20 protein-coding genes are annotated in these 18448 nt (G+C 72.8%); 16 read left to right on the top strand and 4 right to left on the bottom strand.

Annotated features, from left to right (window positions below):
- Positions 1–396, top strand: a 396-nt coding sequence (locus ETD83_RS28665) for a phosphorylase family protein (RefSeq protein WP_230421258.1), incomplete at its 5' end; no start/stop codon positions are given.
- A gap of 21 nt (positions 397–417) precedes the next feature.
- Here ETD83_RS28665 and ETD83_RS28660 read toward each other — a convergent pair.
- From ETD83_RS28660 to ETD83_RS28645, 4 genes are all read right to left on the bottom strand, one after another.
- A complete protein-coding gene (locus tag ETD83_RS28660; protein ID WP_230421257.1) occupies positions 418–888 on the bottom strand; it encodes a hypothetical protein in 471 nt (156 codons plus the stop codon).
- Positions 889–970: 82 nt separating this feature from the next.
- The gene (locus tag ETD83_RS28655) at positions 971–2227 is read right to left on the bottom strand and encodes a hypothetical protein (RefSeq protein ID WP_230421256.1); all 1257 of its coding nucleotides are present in this window, start codon (positions 2225–2227) and stop codon (positions 971–973) included.
- Between the two features lie 232 nt (positions 2228–2459).
- Positions 2460–4256, bottom strand: coding sequence for an ABC transporter ATP-binding protein (locus ETD83_RS28650; protein WP_138648328.1), 1797 nt, complete (start codon positions 4254–4256; stop codon positions 2460–2462).
- Positions 4253–6154, bottom strand: coding sequence for an ABC transporter ATP-binding protein (locus ETD83_RS28645; protein ID WP_138648327.1), 1902 nt, complete (start codon positions 6152–6154; stop codon positions 4253–4255). Before ETD83_RS28645 ends, ETD83_RS28650 begins: the two co-directional genes overlap by 4 nt.
- A gap of 102 nt (positions 6155–6256) precedes the next feature.
- On the opposite strand from ETD83_RS28645, the gene ETD83_RS28640 reads away from it, so the two are divergent.
- The 15 genes from ETD83_RS28640 to ETD83_RS28570 all read left to right on the top strand — a co-directional run bounded on the left by ETD83_RS28640 (position 6257) and on the right by ETD83_RS28570 (position 18159).
- Positions 6257–6904: a TIGR03085 family metal-binding protein gene (locus ETD83_RS28640; protein WP_138648326.1), complete on the top strand. Its 648-nt coding sequence runs from the start codon at positions 6257–6259 to the stop codon at positions 6902–6904.
- Positions 6905–7151: 247 nt separating this feature from the next.
- Positions 7152–7358, top strand: coding sequence for a cold-shock protein (locus tag ETD83_RS28635; RefSeq protein WP_026405868.1), 207 nt, complete (start codon positions 7152–7154; stop codon positions 7356–7358).
- 259 nt (positions 7359–7617) lie between these two features.
- Positions 7618–8001 (top strand): phosphoribosyl-AMP cyclohydrolase, encoded by a 384-nt coding sequence (gene hisI / locus ETD83_RS28630; RefSeq protein ID WP_138648325.1) that lies wholly within the window; start codon positions 7618–7620, stop codon positions 7999–8001.
- Positions 8002–8015: 14 nt separating this feature from the next.
- The gene (locus ETD83_RS28625; protein ID WP_138648324.1) at positions 8016–8600 is read left to right on the top strand and encodes a Trp biosynthesis-associated membrane protein; all 585 of its coding nucleotides are present in this window, start codon (positions 8016–8018) and stop codon (positions 8598–8600) included.
- Positions 8597–9262: a response regulator transcription factor gene (locus tag ETD83_RS28620; protein ID WP_138648323.1), complete on the top strand. Its 666-nt coding sequence runs from the start codon at positions 8597–8599 to the stop codon at positions 9260–9262. Before ETD83_RS28625 ends, ETD83_RS28620 begins: the two co-directional genes overlap by 4 nt.
- A 31-nt stretch (positions 9263–9293) precedes the next feature.
- Positions 9294–9713 (top strand): DUF2752 domain-containing protein, encoded by a 420-nt coding sequence (locus ETD83_RS28615; protein ID WP_138648322.1) that lies wholly within the window; start codon positions 9294–9296, stop codon positions 9711–9713.
- A gap of 100 nt (positions 9714–9813) precedes the next feature.
- A complete protein-coding gene (gene trpC / locus ETD83_RS28610) occupies positions 9814–10620 on the top strand; it encodes an indole-3-glycerol phosphate synthase TrpC (RefSeq protein ID WP_138648321.1) in 807 nt (268 codons plus the stop codon).
- 109 nt (positions 10621–10729) lie between these two features.
- On the top strand, positions 10730–11989 hold the full coding sequence (gene trpB / locus ETD83_RS28605; RefSeq protein ID WP_138648320.1) for a tryptophan synthase subunit beta: 1260 nt from the start codon (positions 10730–10732) through the stop codon (positions 11987–11989).
- Positions 11986–12810: a tryptophan synthase subunit alpha gene (gene trpA / locus ETD83_RS28600; protein ID WP_138648319.1), complete on the top strand. Its 825-nt coding sequence runs from the start codon at positions 11986–11988 to the stop codon at positions 12808–12810. Before trpB ends, trpA begins: the two co-directional genes overlap by 4 nt.
- Positions 12811–13008: 198 nt before the next feature.
- A complete protein-coding gene (locus tag ETD83_RS28595) occupies positions 13009–13500 on the top strand; it encodes a vitamin K epoxide reductase family protein (RefSeq protein ID WP_138648318.1) in 492 nt (163 codons plus the stop codon).
- 59 nt (positions 13501–13559) lie between these two features.
- Positions 13560–14336 (top strand): DsbA family protein, encoded by a 777-nt coding sequence (locus tag ETD83_RS28590; protein ID WP_138648317.1) that lies wholly within the window; start codon positions 13560–13562, stop codon positions 14334–14336.
- A 152-nt stretch (positions 14337–14488) separates the two neighbouring features.
- A complete protein-coding gene (locus ETD83_RS28585; RefSeq protein ID WP_138648316.1) occupies positions 14489–15307 on the top strand; it encodes a DsbA family protein in 819 nt (272 codons plus the stop codon).
- A gap of 46 nt (positions 15308–15353) precedes the next feature.
- Positions 15354–16514, top strand: a complete 1161-nt coding sequence (lgt, locus tag ETD83_RS28580) for a prolipoprotein diacylglyceryl transferase (RefSeq protein ID WP_138648315.1) — start codon at positions 15354–15356, stop codon at positions 16512–16514.
- Positions 16515–16544: 30 nt separating this feature from the next.
- Positions 16545–17258 carry a VIT1/CCC1 transporter family protein gene (locus ETD83_RS28575; RefSeq protein WP_138648314.1) on the top strand — a complete coding sequence of 238 codons (714 nt, stop codon included), beginning with the start codon at positions 16545–16547 and terminating at the stop codon, positions 17256–17258.
- Between the two features lie 46 nt (positions 17259–17304).
- On the top strand, positions 17305–18159 hold the full coding sequence (locus ETD83_RS28570) for a hypothetical protein (RefSeq protein ID WP_138648313.1): 855 nt from the start codon (positions 17305–17307) through the stop codon (positions 18157–18159).
- The last annotated feature ends 289 nt before the right edge of the window (positions 18160–18448 follow it).

The raw sequence follows: 18448 nt of genomic DNA, 5'->3' as shown, positions 1-18448 counted from the left end.
CAGGGGATGGGACCCGGCGCGGAGCCGGTGCCGTGCGGTGCGCCGCGCCTGCTCGCCGAGGAGCTCATCCGGGACGGCCTGAGCGTGCAGGTCGGGCCGCTGGTGACCACCGACCACGTCGTCCGCGGGAAGGAGCGGGCGATCTGGGCGGCGCAGGGCGCGCGGGCGGCGGACATGGAGTCCGCCGTGATCGCGGCGCGGGCCGGGAACCGTCCGGTCGCGGCCGTCCGGGTCGTCGTCGACGGCCCCGGCCACAGGCTGCTCCACCCGGGCACGATCGGCCGCGGGCTGGCCGCGCGCCGGATCCTGGCGCGCACCGGCCCCGCGCTCGAACGCTGGGCCGTCCTGCTGGTGCGCGGCCAGGACGAGCGGGAGACCGAGGCTCGGACGCCCTAAGCCCCGGCCTGGGGTTCCGGGTCAGCCGTGGCCCGTGCCGTGGCTCGCGCCTCCGCCTCCGTTGCCGCCCCCGTGGTTGTCGCCGTGGACGATCTTGCCGCCCAGGTCCTTGCGGAGCGTCTGCAGGGTCGGTTCCTGGCTCACCACCACCCAGCGCGCCCCCACCAGGTACACGCCGCCCCACGGCCTGGCCTCGTGCAGCCAGGTGTTCATGCCCTGGTCGGTGGTGAAGCTGAGCAGGACGTAGCGGCCCTGGGAGTTCTTGCAGTTCCCCTGCTCCAGGTCCTTCACCTTCCGCTGGCCGGTCAGCGAGCAGCTGGTCTGCTGGGCGAGCTGAGCCAGGCTGGCCGGTTTCGCGACCTTGCCCTGGCCGCCCTCGCCGCCGGACGTCGCGTCCGAGATCGCGGAGCAGCCGGCCGCCAGCGGCAGTGCCACGGCGGCGGCGCACAACAATGCGGGTTTCATCAGGCCGAGATGGTGTCGGGAACCCATCGCTCTTCCTCCGGGGTGTGATGCGCGATTCGGGTGGTGAATACGCACCGCACCCCGGCGGGGTTCATCCGGACGCCAAGGTTCAGGTCACGAGACGGGCGGCGGCGGCCGCGCGGACGCCGGGCTCCTCGGACGTGTCGTGATGCAGGCGCTGCAGGCGGATCTCCGTCTCGCGGGTGAGCGGCGCGAACTGCGCCGCCTCCAGCCGGACGCCCTCCTCGCAGTCCCACAGCCCCTCGACGGTGTAGGACTCGGCCGTGTGCGGGGCCGTTCTCGTCAGCGCGGTCAAGATCCTGGGTCTCAGGAACGCGTACGTTGATTCGGTCCAAGCGGATTTCAGCAGCGGGACGGCCTCACCGGCGCGCAGGCGTCCGAGGCCCTCGATCGGGCTGGCGGCGGCGCGCCATTCGCGCCGGTCCAGGGCCAGGTGCAGCTCGTCCATCAACAGCGGGACGTCCTGCCGGGTGCCGTAACGGGCGAGGATGCTCAGTCCCATGTCCTCACAACCGCCCCGCTGCGTCGCCCACGCCCGCGCCCGCGGCAGCGTCTCGGGCCCGTACTCCCGCAGCGCCCGGCACACCGCCCCGCCGTACCTGCTCGGCCGCTGCGGCAGCAGTTCCTCCGCGAGGTCGAGCAGCGCGAGCGTCCGGCGGCGGCCCAGCTCGAAGATCGCCCCTATGGCGCCCTCGCCCCGGCGCCTGGCGAGGTCCAGCAGCTCGGCCTCGCTCTGCGCGTCCCGCCCGGGCGCGGCGACCATCGCCCGGCGCGCCGCCCGGCCGGCCTCGCGCTGGCGCGCCAGGGCCTCGGCTATCCGCGGCTGCCGCGCCGCCCACGACTCGATCACCGGATTGTGGTGCGCCGGGATCAGCAGCGCCAGATCCGACTCGTCGCAGCGCGCGGCGACCAGCTCGTCCAAACCAACGGTCAGTGCCGGGTCCTCAAGATCGATCAATTCCTCGACCGCGTCGAACCACTGCGCGCCCTCCTCCGCGTACCGCCGCAGCGGCGCCGCGGCCTCCCGCCGGCTCAACCGCACCAGGTCCGCGAGGACGCCGAGCGCCAGATCGACCCGCCACTCGTCGGTGTCGGCCTGGTCGGACGGGTCGAACAGGTGCGCCGCCACCGGCCCCGCGGACATTTCGAGATCGACCATCAACCGGGCGTAGTACAGCCGCCGCGACTCGCACTGGCGGTCCCACCGTGGATCACGCCGGATGCAGTCGTAGACGTACTCGCCCGCACCCGGCTTGTCCGCCGCGCGCCGCGCGGCCCTTCCGAGTCCCCGCTGCAGCTGACCGTGCAGCGTGCCCGCCGATTCCAACACGACCTCGTTGCTCACCCCGCCAGAATGCGCACGAGACCAGATAACGGGCAAGTGCTTTAGCTGCGTTTTCCCTGTTGGTCCAGGGGGCGCCCCCCTGGAACCCCCGTTGCGGCCGGGCAGCCGTTTCCCGAGCCGCCGGCGCGTCTCGGGAAACAGCCCCCCGGCCGTCGGGTCGGGCGACCTCCGGCGCTGGGCGCCTCCGGCCGCCCGACCCGTGGCCCCGGCTTAGGTTCAAACCCCTCTGTCGCTACAGGGTTCGTTGCGTGATCCAGGACGTGTGGAGGTCCGCGTAGACGCCTTCCTGATCGACCAGCTCGGTGTGCGGGCCGCGCTGGACGATGCGGCCCGCGTCGAAGACGATGACCTCGTCGGCGGCCTCGGCGGTGGAGAGGCGGTGCGCGATGGAGATCGCGGTGCGGCCCCGGGTCACGCCGTCCAGGGCGCGCTGGATGCGGACCTCCGTGGCCGGGTCGACGGCGGAGGTGGCCTCGTCCAGGACGAGGAGGTCCGGGTCCGCGATGTAGGCGCGGGCCAGGGCGACGAGCTGCCGCTCGCCCGCCGACAGGGACTCGCCGCGCTGCCCGACGGGCGTGTCCAGGCGGTCGGGGAGCCCGTCGAGCCAGTCGGCGAGGCCCAGCTCGGTCAGCGCGAGGACGAGGTCGGCGTCGGAGGCGTCCGGGCGGCCGTACCGGATGTTGTCGGCCAGGGACGCGTCGAAGAGGAACCCGTCCTGCGGCACCATGACGATCCGCTCGCGGAGCGAGGAGAACCGGACGCGGTCCAGCGGCATGCCGTCCACGAGGACCCGGCCGGACACCGGGTCCATGAGGCGGGTGAGCAGCTTGGCGAACGTCGTCTTGCCCGACCCGGTCTCGCCGACGACCGCGACGCGGCTGCGCGGCGCGATGTCCACGGTCACGTCGTGCAGGACGGGCGGGCCGCCCGGGTAGGCGAACCCGACGGACTCGAACCGCACCTCGATCGGCCCGCGCGGCAGCGTCTCGCCGGCGTCGCCGGGGTCGGCCACGTCCGGGACGGTGTCCAGCACGCCGAGCACCCGCCGCCACCCGGCGATCGCGTTCTGCGCCTGGTTGAACACCTCGGTGGCGGTCTGCATCGGGCTGACGAACAGCGTGACCAGGAACAGGAACGCGATCAGCTCGCCGGCCGACAGGTGGCCGCCAATGCCGAGCAGCGTCCCGGCGATGACCACGGCGGCGGTCGCGACCGCGGCGACCAGCTCGCTGACCGGGAAGGTCAGCGCCACCATGGCCTGGGCCCGGGTCTGGGCGTCGCGGTGGGCGTCGACGGTCTCGTCCACGCGCCGGCCGGTCCGGTCCTCGGACGCGTACGCGCGGATCACCGGGGCGCCGACGACGGACTCGCTGACCGCCGCCAGCAGGTCGCCCATCTTCTCCCGCACCCCCATGTAGGCGGCCGACAGGATCCGCTGGAAGTGCCGCAGCGCCCACGCGAGCGGCAGGAACGCCAGCCACACGAGCAGGGCCAGCTGCCACGAGTAGACGACCATGAGCATGCTCGCGACGACCAGCTGCCCGATCGACACGATGAACATCAGCCCGCCCGACTGCATGAACTGGCTGATCTGGTCGACGTCGCCGGTCACCCGCGACACCAGCGCGCCGCGCTTCTCGCCGCTCTGGGTGAGCATCGACAGGTCGTGCACGTGCCGGAACGCCTTGGTCCGCAGCCCCGCCAGGCCGCCCTCGGACGTCTTGTACAGCCGGACGTTCATCAGGTACGAGCACAGGGCCGTCACCAGCACGGCCACCGCGCACAGCGCGACCGCCGTCCGGATGAACCCGATGTCGGGGCCGCCCGCGTTGCCGAGGCCCTTGTCGATCGTCTGCTGGACGGCGATGGGCACCACCACGCGTCCGGCCGTCGACAGCAGCGCGAGCACGAGCGTCCCGGCCAGCCCGGCGCTGAACTCCGGGCTCAGCAGGACGCCGCGCTTGAGCGTGCTCAGGGCGCCTTCCGTCGTCGACGTGTCGCTGATCCCCGTTCCAGTGGCAACCGTCATGCCAGGGCCTCCTCGCCGCCTTCGACCGCCGCCTGCTCCGCTTCCGCCCGTTCGGCCTCGGCTCGCTCGTAGGCGGTCACGAGGTTGCGGTAGCCCTCGGAGCGCTCCAGCAGGTCCGCGTGGGTGCCGCGGGCGGTGACGTGGCCGTGCTCCAGGTAGACGACCTCGTCGGCCAGCGCGATCGTCGCCTTGCGGTAGGCGACGACCACGACGGTCGCGCCGCCGGACTCCGCGGACTGGGCCTCCCGGAGGCTCCGCAGGATGCGCGCCTCCACCTGCGGGTCGACGCTGGACGTCGCGTCGTCCAGGACGAGCAGCCGGGGCCGCCGGACCAGCGCCCGCGCGAGCGCGAGCCGCTGCCGCTGCCCGCCCGACAGCGTCGCCCCGCGCTCCCCGACCCGCGTGTCGAGCCCGCCGGACAGCGCCGCGACGAACCCCTCGGCCTGCGCGAGGCGGAGCGCCTCCCACACCCGCTCGTCGGGGACGTCCAGGCCGAGCGTCACGTTGCCCCGGACGGTGTCGTCGAACAGGAACGTCTGCTGCGGGACGAGCGCGGCCGTCTCGGCGACCCCGCCGCGCTCGACGTCGCGCAGGTCGACGCCGTCCAGCAGGACGGTCCCGTCCGCCGGGTCGACGAGGCGGACGAGCAGCGAGGTGAGCGTCGACTTGCCCGAGCCCGTCGGGCCGACCACCGCGATCGTCCGGCCGGGGGTGGCGGCGAACGACACGTCGTGCAGGACGAGCCGCCCCGCCCCGTCGTCGTCCGCCCTGGACTCGTACGCGAACCGGACGTCCCGCACCTCCAGCGACGTCGCCTTCCCGCCGCCGTTCAGCGAGCCGTCCCCGAATGGGAGGGAGCCGCGCGCGTCCAGGACGCCCCGGACCCGCTCCCAGCCGACGACGCTGCGCGGCACCTCGCCCAGCACCCAGCCCAGCGCCCGGATCGGCCACGACAGCAGCGTGAACAGGTACGCGACGTTCACCAGGTCGCCCGGCGACATCGCGCCCGACTCCAGCCGCATCGACCCGATCAGCAGGACGGCCAGGACGCCGAGGTTCGGCAGCGCCTCCAGCACCGGGTCGAACAGGCCGCGGATCCGCCCGACCGCGACGTTGGCGTCCCGCAGCGCCTCCGCCCGCTCGGTGAACCGCTCCGTCTCGGACTCCTCCCGCCCGAGGGTCTTGACGACCAGGCCGCCCTCGAAGCTCTCGTGCGCGACCTCGCTGACCTCCGCGCGCAGCTGCTGCGCCCGGGTCGCCACCGGCGACAGCCGCCGCTGGTACACGACGTTGATCAGCGCGACGGCGGGGAAGACCAGGAACCCGACCCCGGCCACGACCAGGTCGGTGACCATGATCGACACCGCGGAGATCAGCAGCATGAACACCACGCCGACGGCCATCGGCAGCGGCGCGATCGGCGCCCACACCGCCTCCACGTCCGCGTTGGCGTTCGACAGCAGCTGCCCGGTCGGGTGCCGGTGGTGCCACGCCAGCGGCAGCCGCAGGTACTGCCGGGTGACCGCGCGCCGGTACTCCGCCTGCAGGCGGTACTGCATGAGGCCCGCGTAGAACCGGCGCCCCGCCACGCCGACCGCCTTCAGCAGCGCCACCCCGACGATCAGCAGCGCGGCCACGGCCAGCGACCCGGCCGTCGTGTCCCCCGACTCGAACGCCGGCAGCACGACCTCCTCGGTCGCCCAGCCGAGCACCGTCGCGGTCGCCACGGTCATCGCCGCGTACAGCGCGCTGGCGAGGACCGACAGGGTGAAGACCCGGGGCTCGGCCTTCACCGCGACCCACAGCACGCGCATGCCCTCCCGGAGGACATGCGGGCTGACGCGTCTGGACGCAGGTGGCACGGCGACTCCTCGATCACGGCTGGCGCCCGGGGACATGCCCCCTGCGACCGGGTTGTGGGGGTTTGCGGGCCTGGATATGCCTACCATCCGGCCCGCGCGCTTATTCCCGCCCCGCTCGCCCCGGCCTACGATCAGGCGATGAGCACCCCCGAGGACGGGCCCGTCCCGCGCGAGCGGCGGGCACTGGCCGACGCCCTCGCGGCGGCGGGGCCGGACGCGGCCACCAGGTGCGCCGGCTGGGACGCCCGCGATCTCGCCGCCCATCTGGTCGTGCGCGAAGGGCGTCCCGACGCCGCCCCGGGAATACTTCTGCCACCGCTGTCCTTCTACTCCGAGCGCGTGCGGCGCCGCACGGCGCGAGCCGTTCCGTTCGACCGTCTGGTAGAACGGATTCGGCTCGGACCGCCGAAGTTCTCGCCGTACGCGCTTCCCGGCGTGGACAAAATCGCCAACGGTGTTGAGTTCTTTGTTCACCATGAGGACATCCGCCGCGCGCGTCCCGACTGGGACCCTCGGGAGATCTCCCCGGAACTCGAGGAACTGCTCTGGCGACGGATAAGAATTGCCCGCTTTGTCCTAAGAAAAGTTCATGTTCGGGTAACGCTGGTCCAGCCGGACGGCAGGAGCGTGCGCGTGTCCGGACGGGGTCGCGGCGCCGTCCGCGTCCATGGTCCGGTCGGCGAACTCGTCCTGTGGGCACTGGGCCGCCGCGACGTCGCGAACGTCCGTATCACCGGGGCGACGGACGCTGTCAAGACCCTGACCGAGACGGGTTGGAGTCTTTAACGGCCAGGTAACGGCGTGGTTCGCGGAGAGGTGAATCGCAAGGCTTGCGGCTCCTCCGCTTTACGCGGAACCGGTGATACGGTGGGTCGGTCGGTTGCAGTCGTGGTTCTCGATCGTTCAGACGCCCGCGGACTGATGGCAGCGGGCGTTTTGGCTTTTCCGGGACCGTACCGGGGGCGAGAGCGTTCCGCAGCGACCGCACGGGCCCGCGAGGTGTGGGCCCAGGTTTTGCCGCAAGGAGAAAGACATGCCCCAGCAGGGCACCGTGAAGTGGTTCAACGCCGAGAAGGGCTTCGGTTTCATCGCCGTGGACGGCGGCGGGCCGGATGTCTTCGTGCACTACTCGGCTATCCAGACCTCCGGGTACCGCACGCTGGACGAAAACCAGCGCGTCCAGTTCGAGGTGACGCAGGGTAACCGGGGTCCGCAGGCCGACCAGGTCGTCCCCCTGTAAAGCCCGTAGTCGTACGTCAGGGCCCGCCCTCCCCGCAAGGAAGGCGGGTCCTTTCGCGTGACGCCCCAGCCCCCGACCGCAACCAGGCGACGACCCGAACCGTTGCGATCGCGTCCGAAGGCAGGTTTCGAGCTTGCGAGAAACCTGATCGCGCAGCGAGCCGCCAGGCGAGTCGGAGCGATGCAGCGATCGCACGCAGTGCTCGACGATGGAGGGCCGCCAGGCCCGAAGGAGGAGAGCACTGCCATAGAATCGGCGCATGTCCGTTCGACCGTCCGACCTGGACCCTAAGATCGCTGACCGGCTCAAGCGCGACCCCAACGGGCTCGTGCCTGCCATCGCCCAGCAGTACGACACCGGCGAGGTGCTCATGCTCGGCTGGATGGACGACGAGGCGCTGCATCGAACCCTCACCACCGGCCGCTGCACCTACTGGTCCCGCAGCCGCCAGGAGTACTGGGTGAAGGGCGAGAGCTCCGGCCACCAGCAGTGGGTCAAGTCGGTCGCGCTCGACTGCGACGCCGACGCGATCCTGGTGAAGGTCGACCAGGTCGGCGCCGCCTGCCACACCGGCGACCGCACCTGCTGGGACGCCGACGTCCTGGACGCCGTCGTCGGCGAACGCCCCGAACCGGCCCTGTGACGGGGCGGGGCCCGATGACCCCGGGGCGCGAGCGCGGCGTGACGGCGCTGCTGTGCGCCGCCGGGGCCGGTCTCGTCCTCCTCGCCGCCGGCCGCACCTGGGCCACCGTCAAGGCCGAGGACGCCATCACCCCGTTCAGCCAGAGCCTCACCGGCGGCGACCTCGGCGGCGCGTCCGGCGCGCTCGGCTGGGCCGGGCTCGCGGGCCTCGCCGCGATCTTCGCCACCCGCGGCCGTGTGCGCGCGGGCGTCGGCGTTCTCATCGCGCTGTTCGGCGCAGGCATCGCGTACGCCTCGAGCGCCGCCGTCCAGCACTCCAACGTGCTGTCCGCGGCCGGTGACGAGAGCGCCCTGATCAAGCTCGGCGCCGACCCCGCCCTGCACGTCAACCTCTGGTGGACGGTCTCCGTCGCAGGCGGCGTCCTCCTCGTCGCCGCCGGCGTCGTCACGGCGGTGCGCGGAGCGCGCTGGCCCGGCATGTCCGCCCGCTACGAACGCGCGGCACCGCCCGAGCCCGCGGCTGACGACGACCCGTCCGCCATGTGGAAGTCCCTCGACCGCGGCGAGGACCCCACCGCCCAGAAGAACGGACGGCCGTGACCACCGACGGTGGCGGGCTCGTCCTCGTCGTCGAGCACGACCCCGCCGTCGCCGAACTGCAGCGCCGCTACCTCGCCCGCGAAGGCTTCGACGTCGAGATCGAGGCCGATCCCGGCCAGGCGCCCGCCGCCGCCGAGCGCGGGCGCCCGGACGTCGTCGTCCTCGACCTGTCGATCGCCGCGCTGCCCGCCGACCTCTACCGGCGCGTCGCCGAGGCCGCCCGTCCCGCGCCCGTCATCGCCGTGACCGGCCCGCTGGACCCCGCGCTCGCCCGCGCCCTCGGCGAGCACCACGTCGACCGGCCCTTCAGCCCCCGCGTCCTGGTCGGCGCCGTCGCCGACGCGCTCCGCGGCGGCGCCCCCGCCGAGACGCCAGGCCCCCTCCGCGCCGGCGCCATCGCCCTCGACCCGGAAGGCCGCACCGCCGTCATCGGCGACCGCCGCGTCACCCTCACCGTCACCGAGTTCGACCTCCTTGAATTCCTCATGGCCAATCCCGGCCGCGTCTTCACCCGCGAGCAGCTCCTCGACGCGGCCTGGGGCCCCGGCGCCGGCGCCGGAAGCCGCACCGTCGACGTCCACGTCGCCCAGCTCCGCGCCAAACTGGGTGAGGGCAACCCGATCAGGACCGTCCGGGGCGTCGGCTACGTCCTGGACAGATGAGAGGTCCCATGCAGGCTCCTAGGCTGGACGCATGACTCGGGTGGCTTCGGGCTCGGTTCGGCGGACGCTGTTGCCGCAGGGGCTCGTGCTGGGCGGGGTCGCCGCGGGGGCCTTGCTGGTGGCGTTCCGGGACCCGAATGAGTCGGGGCACTACCCGAGCTGCCCCTTCCTGGCCATGACCGGCTACTACTGCCCGGGGTGCGGGATGATGCGGCTCGTCCACGCGCTCGCGCACGGGGACGTGGGGACGGCGTTCGGGTTCAATCCGCTGGTCTTCGTCCTGCTGCCGGTGTTCGGGTACATGTTCGTCCGGTGGACGGTGCTGGGCGCGCGTGGGATGCCGATGCGGTCCGCTCTGTTCAGGCCGGTCGTGGTGTACTCGTTCGTCGGCGTCCTCGCCGTGTACTGGGTCGTCCGCAACCTGCCGTTCGCGGAGGTGCTGGCGCCCTGAGAGGCGGCGTCCGCGGGAGGGGTCCCCGGATGCGGAGAGCGTTCCAGAGGGCGGATACGATCGGTGCACGGAACGACCTGAAATAGGGGGGCCTGCGACCTTGAGCGTTTTGGACGAGATCGTTGAGGGCGTCCGGGCCGATCTCGCCGAAAGGCAGCGTGAGGTTCCGCTCGACGTCCTGAAGGAGCGGGCGGCGGCCGCCCCCGCCCCGCGGGACGCGCTCGCCGCGCTGCGCGGGCCGGGTGTCTCGGTGATCGCCGAGGTCAAGCGCAGCAGCCCGTCCAAGGGCGCGCTCGCCGCGATCGCCGACCCCGCCGCCCTCGCCCGCGACTACGAGTCCGGCGGCGCGAAGGTGATCAGCGTGCTGACCGAGCGGCGGCGGTTCGGCGGCAGCCTGGAGGATCTCGCCGCGGTCCGCGCCAACGTCGGCGTCTGCGTCCTGCGCAAGGACTTCATCGTCACGTCCTACCAGCTGTGGGAGGCCCGGGCGCACGGCGCCGACATGGCCCTGCTCATCGTCGCCGCGCTGGAGCAGGACGCGCTGGTGTCGCTGGTCGAGCGGGCCGAGTCGATCGGGCTGGTCCCGCTGGTGGAGGCGCACACCGAGGAGGAGGCCGCCCGCGCCGTCGACGCGGGCGCCAAGGTCATCGGCGTGAACGCGCGCGACCTGAAGACGCTGCAGGTCGACCGCGGCGTGTTCGCGCGGGTCGCGCCGCGCATCCCCAAGGACATCGTGAAGATCGCCGAGTCGGGGGTCCGGGGGCCGCACGACCTGCTCGCCTACGCCTCCAGCGGCGCCGACGCCGTACTGGTCGGGGAGAGCCTGGTCATCGGCAAGGACCCGCGCACCGCGGTCGCCGACCTCGTCGCCGCAGGCGCTCACCCTGCGCTGCGGCAGAGCGGTTAAGGGACTGGATAGGCTACGGGTATGCAGGTCGAACCGCTCCGGGAGCGATGGCAGGGCTTCTCTCTGACCCAGTGACAAGCCCCTTCTCCTACGACAGGACGCGTTTCCCATGACCATCGACACCGCGCGCGGTGCCGTGCCCGACGCCACGGGCCACTTCGGATCGTTCGGCGGCCGGTTCGCCCCAGAGGCGCTGATGGCGGCGCTGGACGAGCTGGCCCGCGAGTTCGAGACCGCCAAGCACGACCCCGCCTTCACCGCCGAGCTGGACGGCCTGCTCGCCGACTACGCGGGCCGTCCCAGCCTGCTGACCGAGGCGAAGCGCTTCTCCGCGCACGCGGGCGCCCGCGTGCTGCTCAAGCGCGAGGACCTCAACCACACCGGCTCCCACAAGATCAACAACGTGCTCGGCCAGGCTTTGCTGACCCGGCGGATGGGCAAGACCCGGGTGATCGCCGAGACGGGCGCGGGCCAGCACGGCGTCGCGACCGCCACCGCCGCGGCGCTGCTCGGCCTGGACTGCACCGTCTACATGGGCGAGGTCGACACCGAGCGGCAGGCCCTCAACGTCGCGCGGATGCGGATGCTCGGCGCCGAGGTCGTCCCGGTGACGACCGGCAGCCGCACCCTCAAGGACGCCTGCAACGAGGCGTTCCGCGACTGGGTCGCCAGCGTCGAGAACACCCATTACTGCATCGGCTCCGTGATGGGCCCGCACCCGTTCCCGATGATGGTCCGCGACTTCCAGCGGATCATCGGGGTCGAGGCCAGGCGGCAGTGCCTGGAGCTGACCGGCTCGCTGCCGGACGCCGTCGTCGCCTGCGTCGGCGGCGGCTCCAACGCGATCGGCGCGTTCCACGCCTTCATCCCGGACGAGTCCGTCCGGCTGCTCGGCTTCGAGGCGGGCGGCGACGGCGTCGCCACCGGCAGGCACGCCGCGACGCTGGTCGGCGGCTCCCTCGGCGTCATCCACGGCATGCGCACCTACCTCCTGCAGGACGAGGACGGCCAGACCCAGGAGACCCACTCGATCTCCGCCGGCCTCGACTATCCCGGCGTCGGCCCCGAGCACGCGTGGCTGCGCGACTCCGGCCGCGCCGAGTACCGGGAGATCACCGACGCGGAGGCGATGGACGCGTTCTCGCTGCTCTGCCGCACCGAGGGCATCATCCCGGCCATCGAGTCCGCGCACGCGCTGGCCGGCGCGCTCAAGGCCGGCGCGGAGCTGGGGCCGGACGCGACGATCCTCGTGTGCCTGTCCGGACGCGGCGACAAGGACATGCACACGGCCGCCGGCTTCTTCGGCCTCATCTCCGAGGACCGAGGCGGCACGTCGGGGCCGGCCGGTCGGGAAGGGAACGCCGAGTGAGCGCTCAGACCGCCTACGACAAGGCCAAGGCCGAGGGACGCGCCGCGCTCGTCGGCTACCTGCCCGCCGGGTTCCCCACCCGCGACGGCGCGATCGACGCCCTGAAGACGATGGTCGACGCGGGCTGCGACGTGATCGAGATCGGGCTGCCCTACACCGACCCGATGATGGACGGCCCCACCATCCAGGACGCCGTCCACCAGGCACTGGTCGGCGGCGTCCGGGTCGCCGACGTGTTCCGGACGGTCGAGGCCGTCGCCGCCACCGGCGTCCCCACCCTCGTCATGACGTACTGGAACCCCGTCGACCACTACGGCGTCGACACGTTCGCCCGCGATCTCGCGTCGGCCGGGGGCGCCGGCCTGATCACGCCGGACCTCACGCCGGAGGAGGGCGGCGCCTGGCTGGAGGCGTCCGACGCGCACGGCGGGGGCCAGGGCCTCGACCGGGTGTTCCTCGTCGCGCTCAGCTCCACCGACGAGCGCATCGAGAAGATCACCGGGGTGTCCCGCGGGTTCGTGTACGCGGCGTCGCTGATGGGCGTCACCGGCGCCCGCACGGCCGTCGACACCGGCGCCCCGCGCCTGGTGGAGCGGACCCGCGCCGTGATCGACAAGGCCGGGACGGGCCTGCCGGTCGGGCTCGGGCTCGGCGTCGGCAACGGCGCGCAGGCCGCCGAGGTCGCCCGGTTCGCGGACGGTGTGATCGTCGGATCAGCGTTCGTCCGTCGCCTGCTGGACGCGCCCGACCTCGCGTCCGGCCTGGCCGGCGTCCGCGCGCTCACCGAGGAACTGGCCGAAGGCGTCCGCGCAACCCGCTGACCGCCCGGCGTGCGGTGCCCGGGTTGTGCGGTCTGACGATCATTCGGCGGGCGTGTTGTGCGGGTCTGACGACCGGCCCGCGGGCGGGGTGCGCGCGGGGGCGCGATCTCGCGGATGCCGCCTCCGTGTTGTGCTTGTGCTGCCGCCGCTCTCCCGTAAGGTGTGTTCGCCGGGTGAGACGGTCCTGGAAGGATCACGATGACGCAAGAGATGACGGCGAAGGACGAGGCCGGTACGGCCGCGCCGCCGTTGCCGCCCGCATGGTTCCAGGTCACGGCCTGGATCCTGACGATCGCCGGGGCCGGGATCTCGGTCTACCTGACGGTCGCGCATTACAACGAAGGGTCGCTGGTGTGCTCGGCGTCGAAGACCGTCGACTGCCACGCGGTCACGACGAGTGAGTACTCGACGCTGGCCGGGATCCCGATGCCGCTGCTCGGCCTGGCGTTCTTCCTCTCGTTCGCCGCGCTGATCACCCCGTGGGCGCTGCGGTCGACCTGGCCGCCGCTGCGCTGGGGACGGGTCGCGAGCGTGTCGGTCGGCGTGCTCTTCGTCGTTTACCTGGTCACCGTGGAATTGGCAATCCTGCACAAAATCTGCCTGTGGTGCACCGGGGTGCACGTCGTGACCGTCCTGCTCTTCCTTCTCGTTCTCATCGACGAATTCCGGCGGATCGGTCAAGTCGACTAGTCTCGCCGTGACCGCGCCGCACGGTGCCGGCGCGGCCCATACGCAATAGGAGAAACCCCATGAGCAAGGCCGCACGGGAGCGGTCCGCGCGGGAGCGCCTGGCCGCTGAGCGCAAGCGGCAGGAGTCGCGTTCCAAGCAGCGGCGGCTGCTGGCCATCGTCCTCGGTTCGGTGGTCGCGGTGGCGGTCATCGTGGTCGGGACCGTTCTGATCATCGACCAGCAGCGCAAGAGCGGGCGGGCCGAGGCCCACAAGGGCGCGCTCGCGCCGCTCAGCCGCCAGGCGGACGGCTCCATCGTCATGGCCAAGGCCGGGGTGACCAAGCCGGAGCTGGAGATCTTCGAGGACTTCCAGTGCCCGATCTGCAAGCAGTTCGAGGAATCCACCGGCAAGACCGTCCAGCAGCTCGCGCTGGAGGGCAAGGTCAAGGTCGTCTACCGGCCGTTCCACCTCTTCGGCCAGCAGAAGGACCCGATCAAGACCAACTCGCTGCGCTCGGCGGCGGCGGCGCTCTGCGTCCCGGCCGACAAGTGGGTCTCCTACCAGGAGACGCTCTACCGGTTCCAGCCCGCCGAGGGCGACGAGGGCTTCTCCCCCGACGACCTCGTCAAGTGGGGCAAGGACGTCGGCGTCACCGACGCGAACTTCGAGAAGTGCGTGCGGGACGAGCAGAAGAAGCCCGAGGTCGACGCGATGACCAAGTACGCCCTGCAGACCCGCGGCGTCGACGGCACCCCGACGGTGTTCCTCAACGGCCAGAAGCTCGACACGAACCAGGCCATGAACCCCGGTGGCCTACGGGCGGCCATCGACTCGGCCCGCGCCGCCGGCAAGTGACGCTCCGCCCCTGACCGACGCGCCGAGCGCCGCGCCGTCCCCTCCCATCCGGCGGGGACGGCGCGGCGCGGTGTTTCTCACCGTCCGGAGCCGTCCCGTCCCGCTACGCTCAGGTGCGCGACCAATCACGCACAGTGGCGATCGGGGGATCGATGAGCGAGCAGGGGAGCGGGCTTTCGGCACGCCGGCGGCTCGGGGACGAACAGGCGCGGGCCGCGGCCCGGGGGCGGCGGCAGCGGCTGCTGGTGGTCGTCCTCGGCGGGGTCGTCGCGGCGGCCGTCGTGGTCGCGGTGGTGGTCGTGGCCGTATCGCGCAACAGCGGGGGCGAGACCTTCGAGGACTCCTACAAGGGGCCGCTGGCACCGGCGTCCAGGGAGCAGTTCGGCGCCGTCGCGATGGCGCGGCCGGGCGTCACGGCCCCCGTCCTGGATGTCTACGAGGACTTCCAGTGCCCCGCGTGCAAGGCGCTGGAGATGAGGCTCGGCGGGACGCTCAAGCAGCTCGCCGCCGAGGGCAGGGCCAAGGTCGTCTACCGCCCGTTCCAGCTCTTCCAGCAGGAACCGCTGATGTCGAACTCGCGGCGGGCCGCGAACGCCGCCGCCTGCGTCCCGGTCGAGAACTGGGTCCGGTACCACGACCGTCTCTTCGCCGAGCAGCCCTTCGAGGGCGACACCGGCTTCAGCAACGCGGACCTGATCGACTGGGGCGCCGAGGGGGGTGCCGCCGACCCGGCGTTCGCCGCCTGCGTCAACGGCTCCCAGAAGATCGACCTGGTGGAGAAGGCGAGCGCACAGGCCGGGCGGGCCGGTGTCGACGCCACCCCCTACCTGGCGCTGAACGGCCGGAAGGTCGACGCCGACGTCCTCGGCTCGCCGGACGCGCTGAAGAAGGCCGTCGCCGCGGCGGCCGGGGTCCGGGCGCCCGGCGCCACCCGCTCGGGGACGGCGATCGGCGGCGACCCGGCGGCGTAGCGGAGACGGCGCGATCCGCGCCCCGGAGGCGGTAACGTCTGCGGGCATGGAGCCGCTGGCCTATATTCCGAGTCCCTCGCAGGGTGTCTGGCACCTCGGGCCCGTCCCGATCCGCGCCTACGCCGTCATGATCATTCTTGGCATCGTCGTCGCGGTCTGGGTGGGCGAACGGCGCTGGGCCGCCAAGGGCGGCGCCCCCGGCGTGGTCGTCGACGTGGCCGTGTGGGCGGTGCCGTTCGGCCTGGTCGGCGGGCGGATCTACCACGTCCTCACCGACTACCAGCGCTACTTCGGCGGGGACGGCGACCCGCTGCGCGCGCTGGAGATCTGGAAGGGCGGTCTCGGCGTCTGGGGCGCGATCGGGCTGGGCGCGGTCGGCGCGCTCATCGGCTGCCGGCGGCGCGGGATCTCCTGGCTCGCGCTCGCCGACGCGGTGGCGCCGGGCATCGTCCTCGCGCAGGCCATCGGCCGCTGGGGCAACTACTGGAACCAGGAGCTGTACGGACGGCCGCTCGACGCCTTCTGGGCCATCGAGATCGACGAGAACCACCGGCCGGTGCTGGACGGCGGGCCCGCGCTCGACCCCAAGTACGCCGATATCGCCACCTACCACCCGACGTTCCTGTACGAGTTCCTGTGGTGCGTCGGCGTCGCGATCCTCGTCATCTGGGCCGACCGCCGCTACAAGCTGACGCACGGGCGCGCGTTCGCGCTCTACGTCGCCGCCTACACCCTGGGACGCGCCTGGATCGAGGCGCTGCGCATCGACGAGGCCCACGAGATCCTCGGCCTGCGGCTGAACAACTGGGCGTCGATCATCCTGTTCGCGGGCGCGGTCGCCTACATCTACCAGGCCCGCAACCGCACCGGGCCGGAGAACGTCGGCCGTCCGGCGGAAGAGACCGCGTCCGGCGCCCCGGCCACGGCCGTCCCCGCCGAGGGGGAGACGGACGAGGGCACCGAGCCGAAGGACGCGGAGCCGACCGAAGTCCTGGAGCCCGAGAAGCCCGAGTCCGGCAAGAAGCCTGAGTCCGACGAGAAGGCGGATTCGGACGAGCAGACGGAGGTCGACGCGGAGGCGGCGGCCGAGTCGGAGTCCGGCGCGACCAAGGCCGACACGGCGGACGCGCAGGGCGATGGTGCGGCCGGCTCCGAGCGGGTAGAGGAACAGGAACCCGAAGGGGAGCCCGTCAAGGACGGGAAGTAGGAGTCGGCGAGGGCGGCCGGTGCGGAGGAGATGACCAGCGGGATGACCGGGGTGCGCCCGGAGCGCCACCACCAGCACCGCGACGTCACCGGCGGCTGGCTGCGGCCCGCGGTGTTCGGCGCGATGGACGGCCTGGTCTCCAACTTCGCCCTGATCGCGGGCGTCGCGGGCGGCCAGGCGGGCCAGCGCGTCGTCCTGCTCGCGGGCCTCGCCGGGCTCGCCGCGGGCGCGTTCTCGATGGCGGCGGGGGAGTACATCTCGGTCGCGTCCCAGTCGGAGCTGGCCGAGGCGGAGATCGAGGTCGAGCGGCGCGAGCTCGCCCGGCACCCGGGGGCCGAGGAGCGGGAGCTGGCCGGGGTCTTCGAGGCGCGCGGCGTCGACCCGGACACCGCCGCGGAGGTCGCGCGGCAGCTGTCCCGCGACCCGGACGAGGCCCTTGAGGTGCACGCCAAGGAGGAGCTCGGGGTGACGCCGGGCGAACTGCCCTCCCCGGTGCTGGCGGCCGGCTCGTCCTTCCTGTCGTTCGCGGTCGGGGCGGTGCTGCCGGTGCTGCCGTATCTGCTGGGCGCGTCCACGCTGTGGCCCGCGGCGGGCGTCGCCGCGCTCGGCCTGTTCGCCGCGGGCGCGCTGGTGTCGCGGGTGACGACCCGCGCCTGGTGGTTCGGCGGGACGCGGCAGCTGCTGTTCGGCGCCGCCGCCGCGGGGATCACCTACGGGGTCGGCGCGCTGATCGGAACGGGCTGAGCGGAACGGTCCGGCCGATGGCCTGCCCGTCCGCCAAGGAATCTGGATGAAACGCCCTTTTGGCCACGCGGAGGGCGCCGGGGCCGCTAAGCTCCCGGTCGTGATCGAGGCTCGTGACACAGGCTCCCGCGAGACCCCGGGCAGGGGCCGCGGGCGGGACTTCTGGCCGGACGACGACAAGCCCGGCCGCCGGCTCTCCAGCCCGAAGCTGCTGTTCGGCGCGGCCGCCGCGCTGGTCGCCGTGGTCGTCGCGGTGGTGGCCGTGATGCTGCTGACCGGCGGTGGGACGAAGGAGCAGGCCGCCCCCCGGGAGGTCCTCCCGACCGCGTACACGCCCGACTACAACGGCGAGGGGTTCCGCTCGATCTCCGAGCGGTCCGCCGACGGCCGCGTGATCACCGAGGGCGAGGCGTTCTCGGCCAAGAGCCTGAAGTCCACGGGGTACTCCTTCTCGCTCGCCGCGTCCGACCTGAGCTCCGACTGCAAGGCCGCGACCTGGGGCGCCCGCCTGCAGGGCGATCTCGCCAAGTTCGGCTGCAACCAGATCGTCCGCTCCGCGTACGTGAGCGCCGACAAGAAGCACGTCGGCCACTTCGTCGTGATCAACCTGTCGGGGGTGGAGGGCGTCAAGCAGATCCTGCGCGACCTCGACCCGCGGACGAAGGCGGGCTGGCCGACCCTGCTGAAGGCGCCCGGCGTGCCCGCGACCGGCGCCGGGTTCAGCGCCGCCTACGCCAGGACCTACGGCCACTACGCGGTGCTGACGCTGGTGGAGCGGGCCGGCGGGGCACAGCCCGCCTCGCTCAACGAGATGATCGATGTGAGCCTGGTCATCGAGAACGCCGCCGACTTCCTCTACGGGCGGCTCGACCTGGCCTCCACCGGGACCCCGGGGCAGTGATCCGGCCGCGCGCGGGCGTGTCACCGGCCGGCGGGCAGTAGTCTGCGCGGTCGTGGAACCCGATGAACCGTGGAACCTGATGAACACCGTGGCGGCGGCCCCCGGAGGCCGCCGGTGAGCCGCCAGGGCCGAGGGCGGCCGGCCCCGCGCAGGACGGCCCCGGGCCGTGCCGCCGCGCCGCGCCCGCGCACCCCGGGCCGCCGTCCGCCGAGCCCGGACCGTCCGGCTCCGCCTCCGCCGCGCCTGCCGTTCGAGGACGGCCGGCCCGGCTACCGGGACGCGTCCATGC

The sequence above is a fragment of the Actinomadura soli genome (assembly GCF_005889715.1).
Classification (GTDB): Bacteria; Actinomycetota; Actinomycetes; order Streptosporangiales; family Streptosporangiaceae; genus Spirillospora; species Spirillospora soli.
The sequence above is the reverse complement of the archived record's forward strand: the minus strand, read 5'-3'. Positions and strand labels throughout refer to the sequence as shown.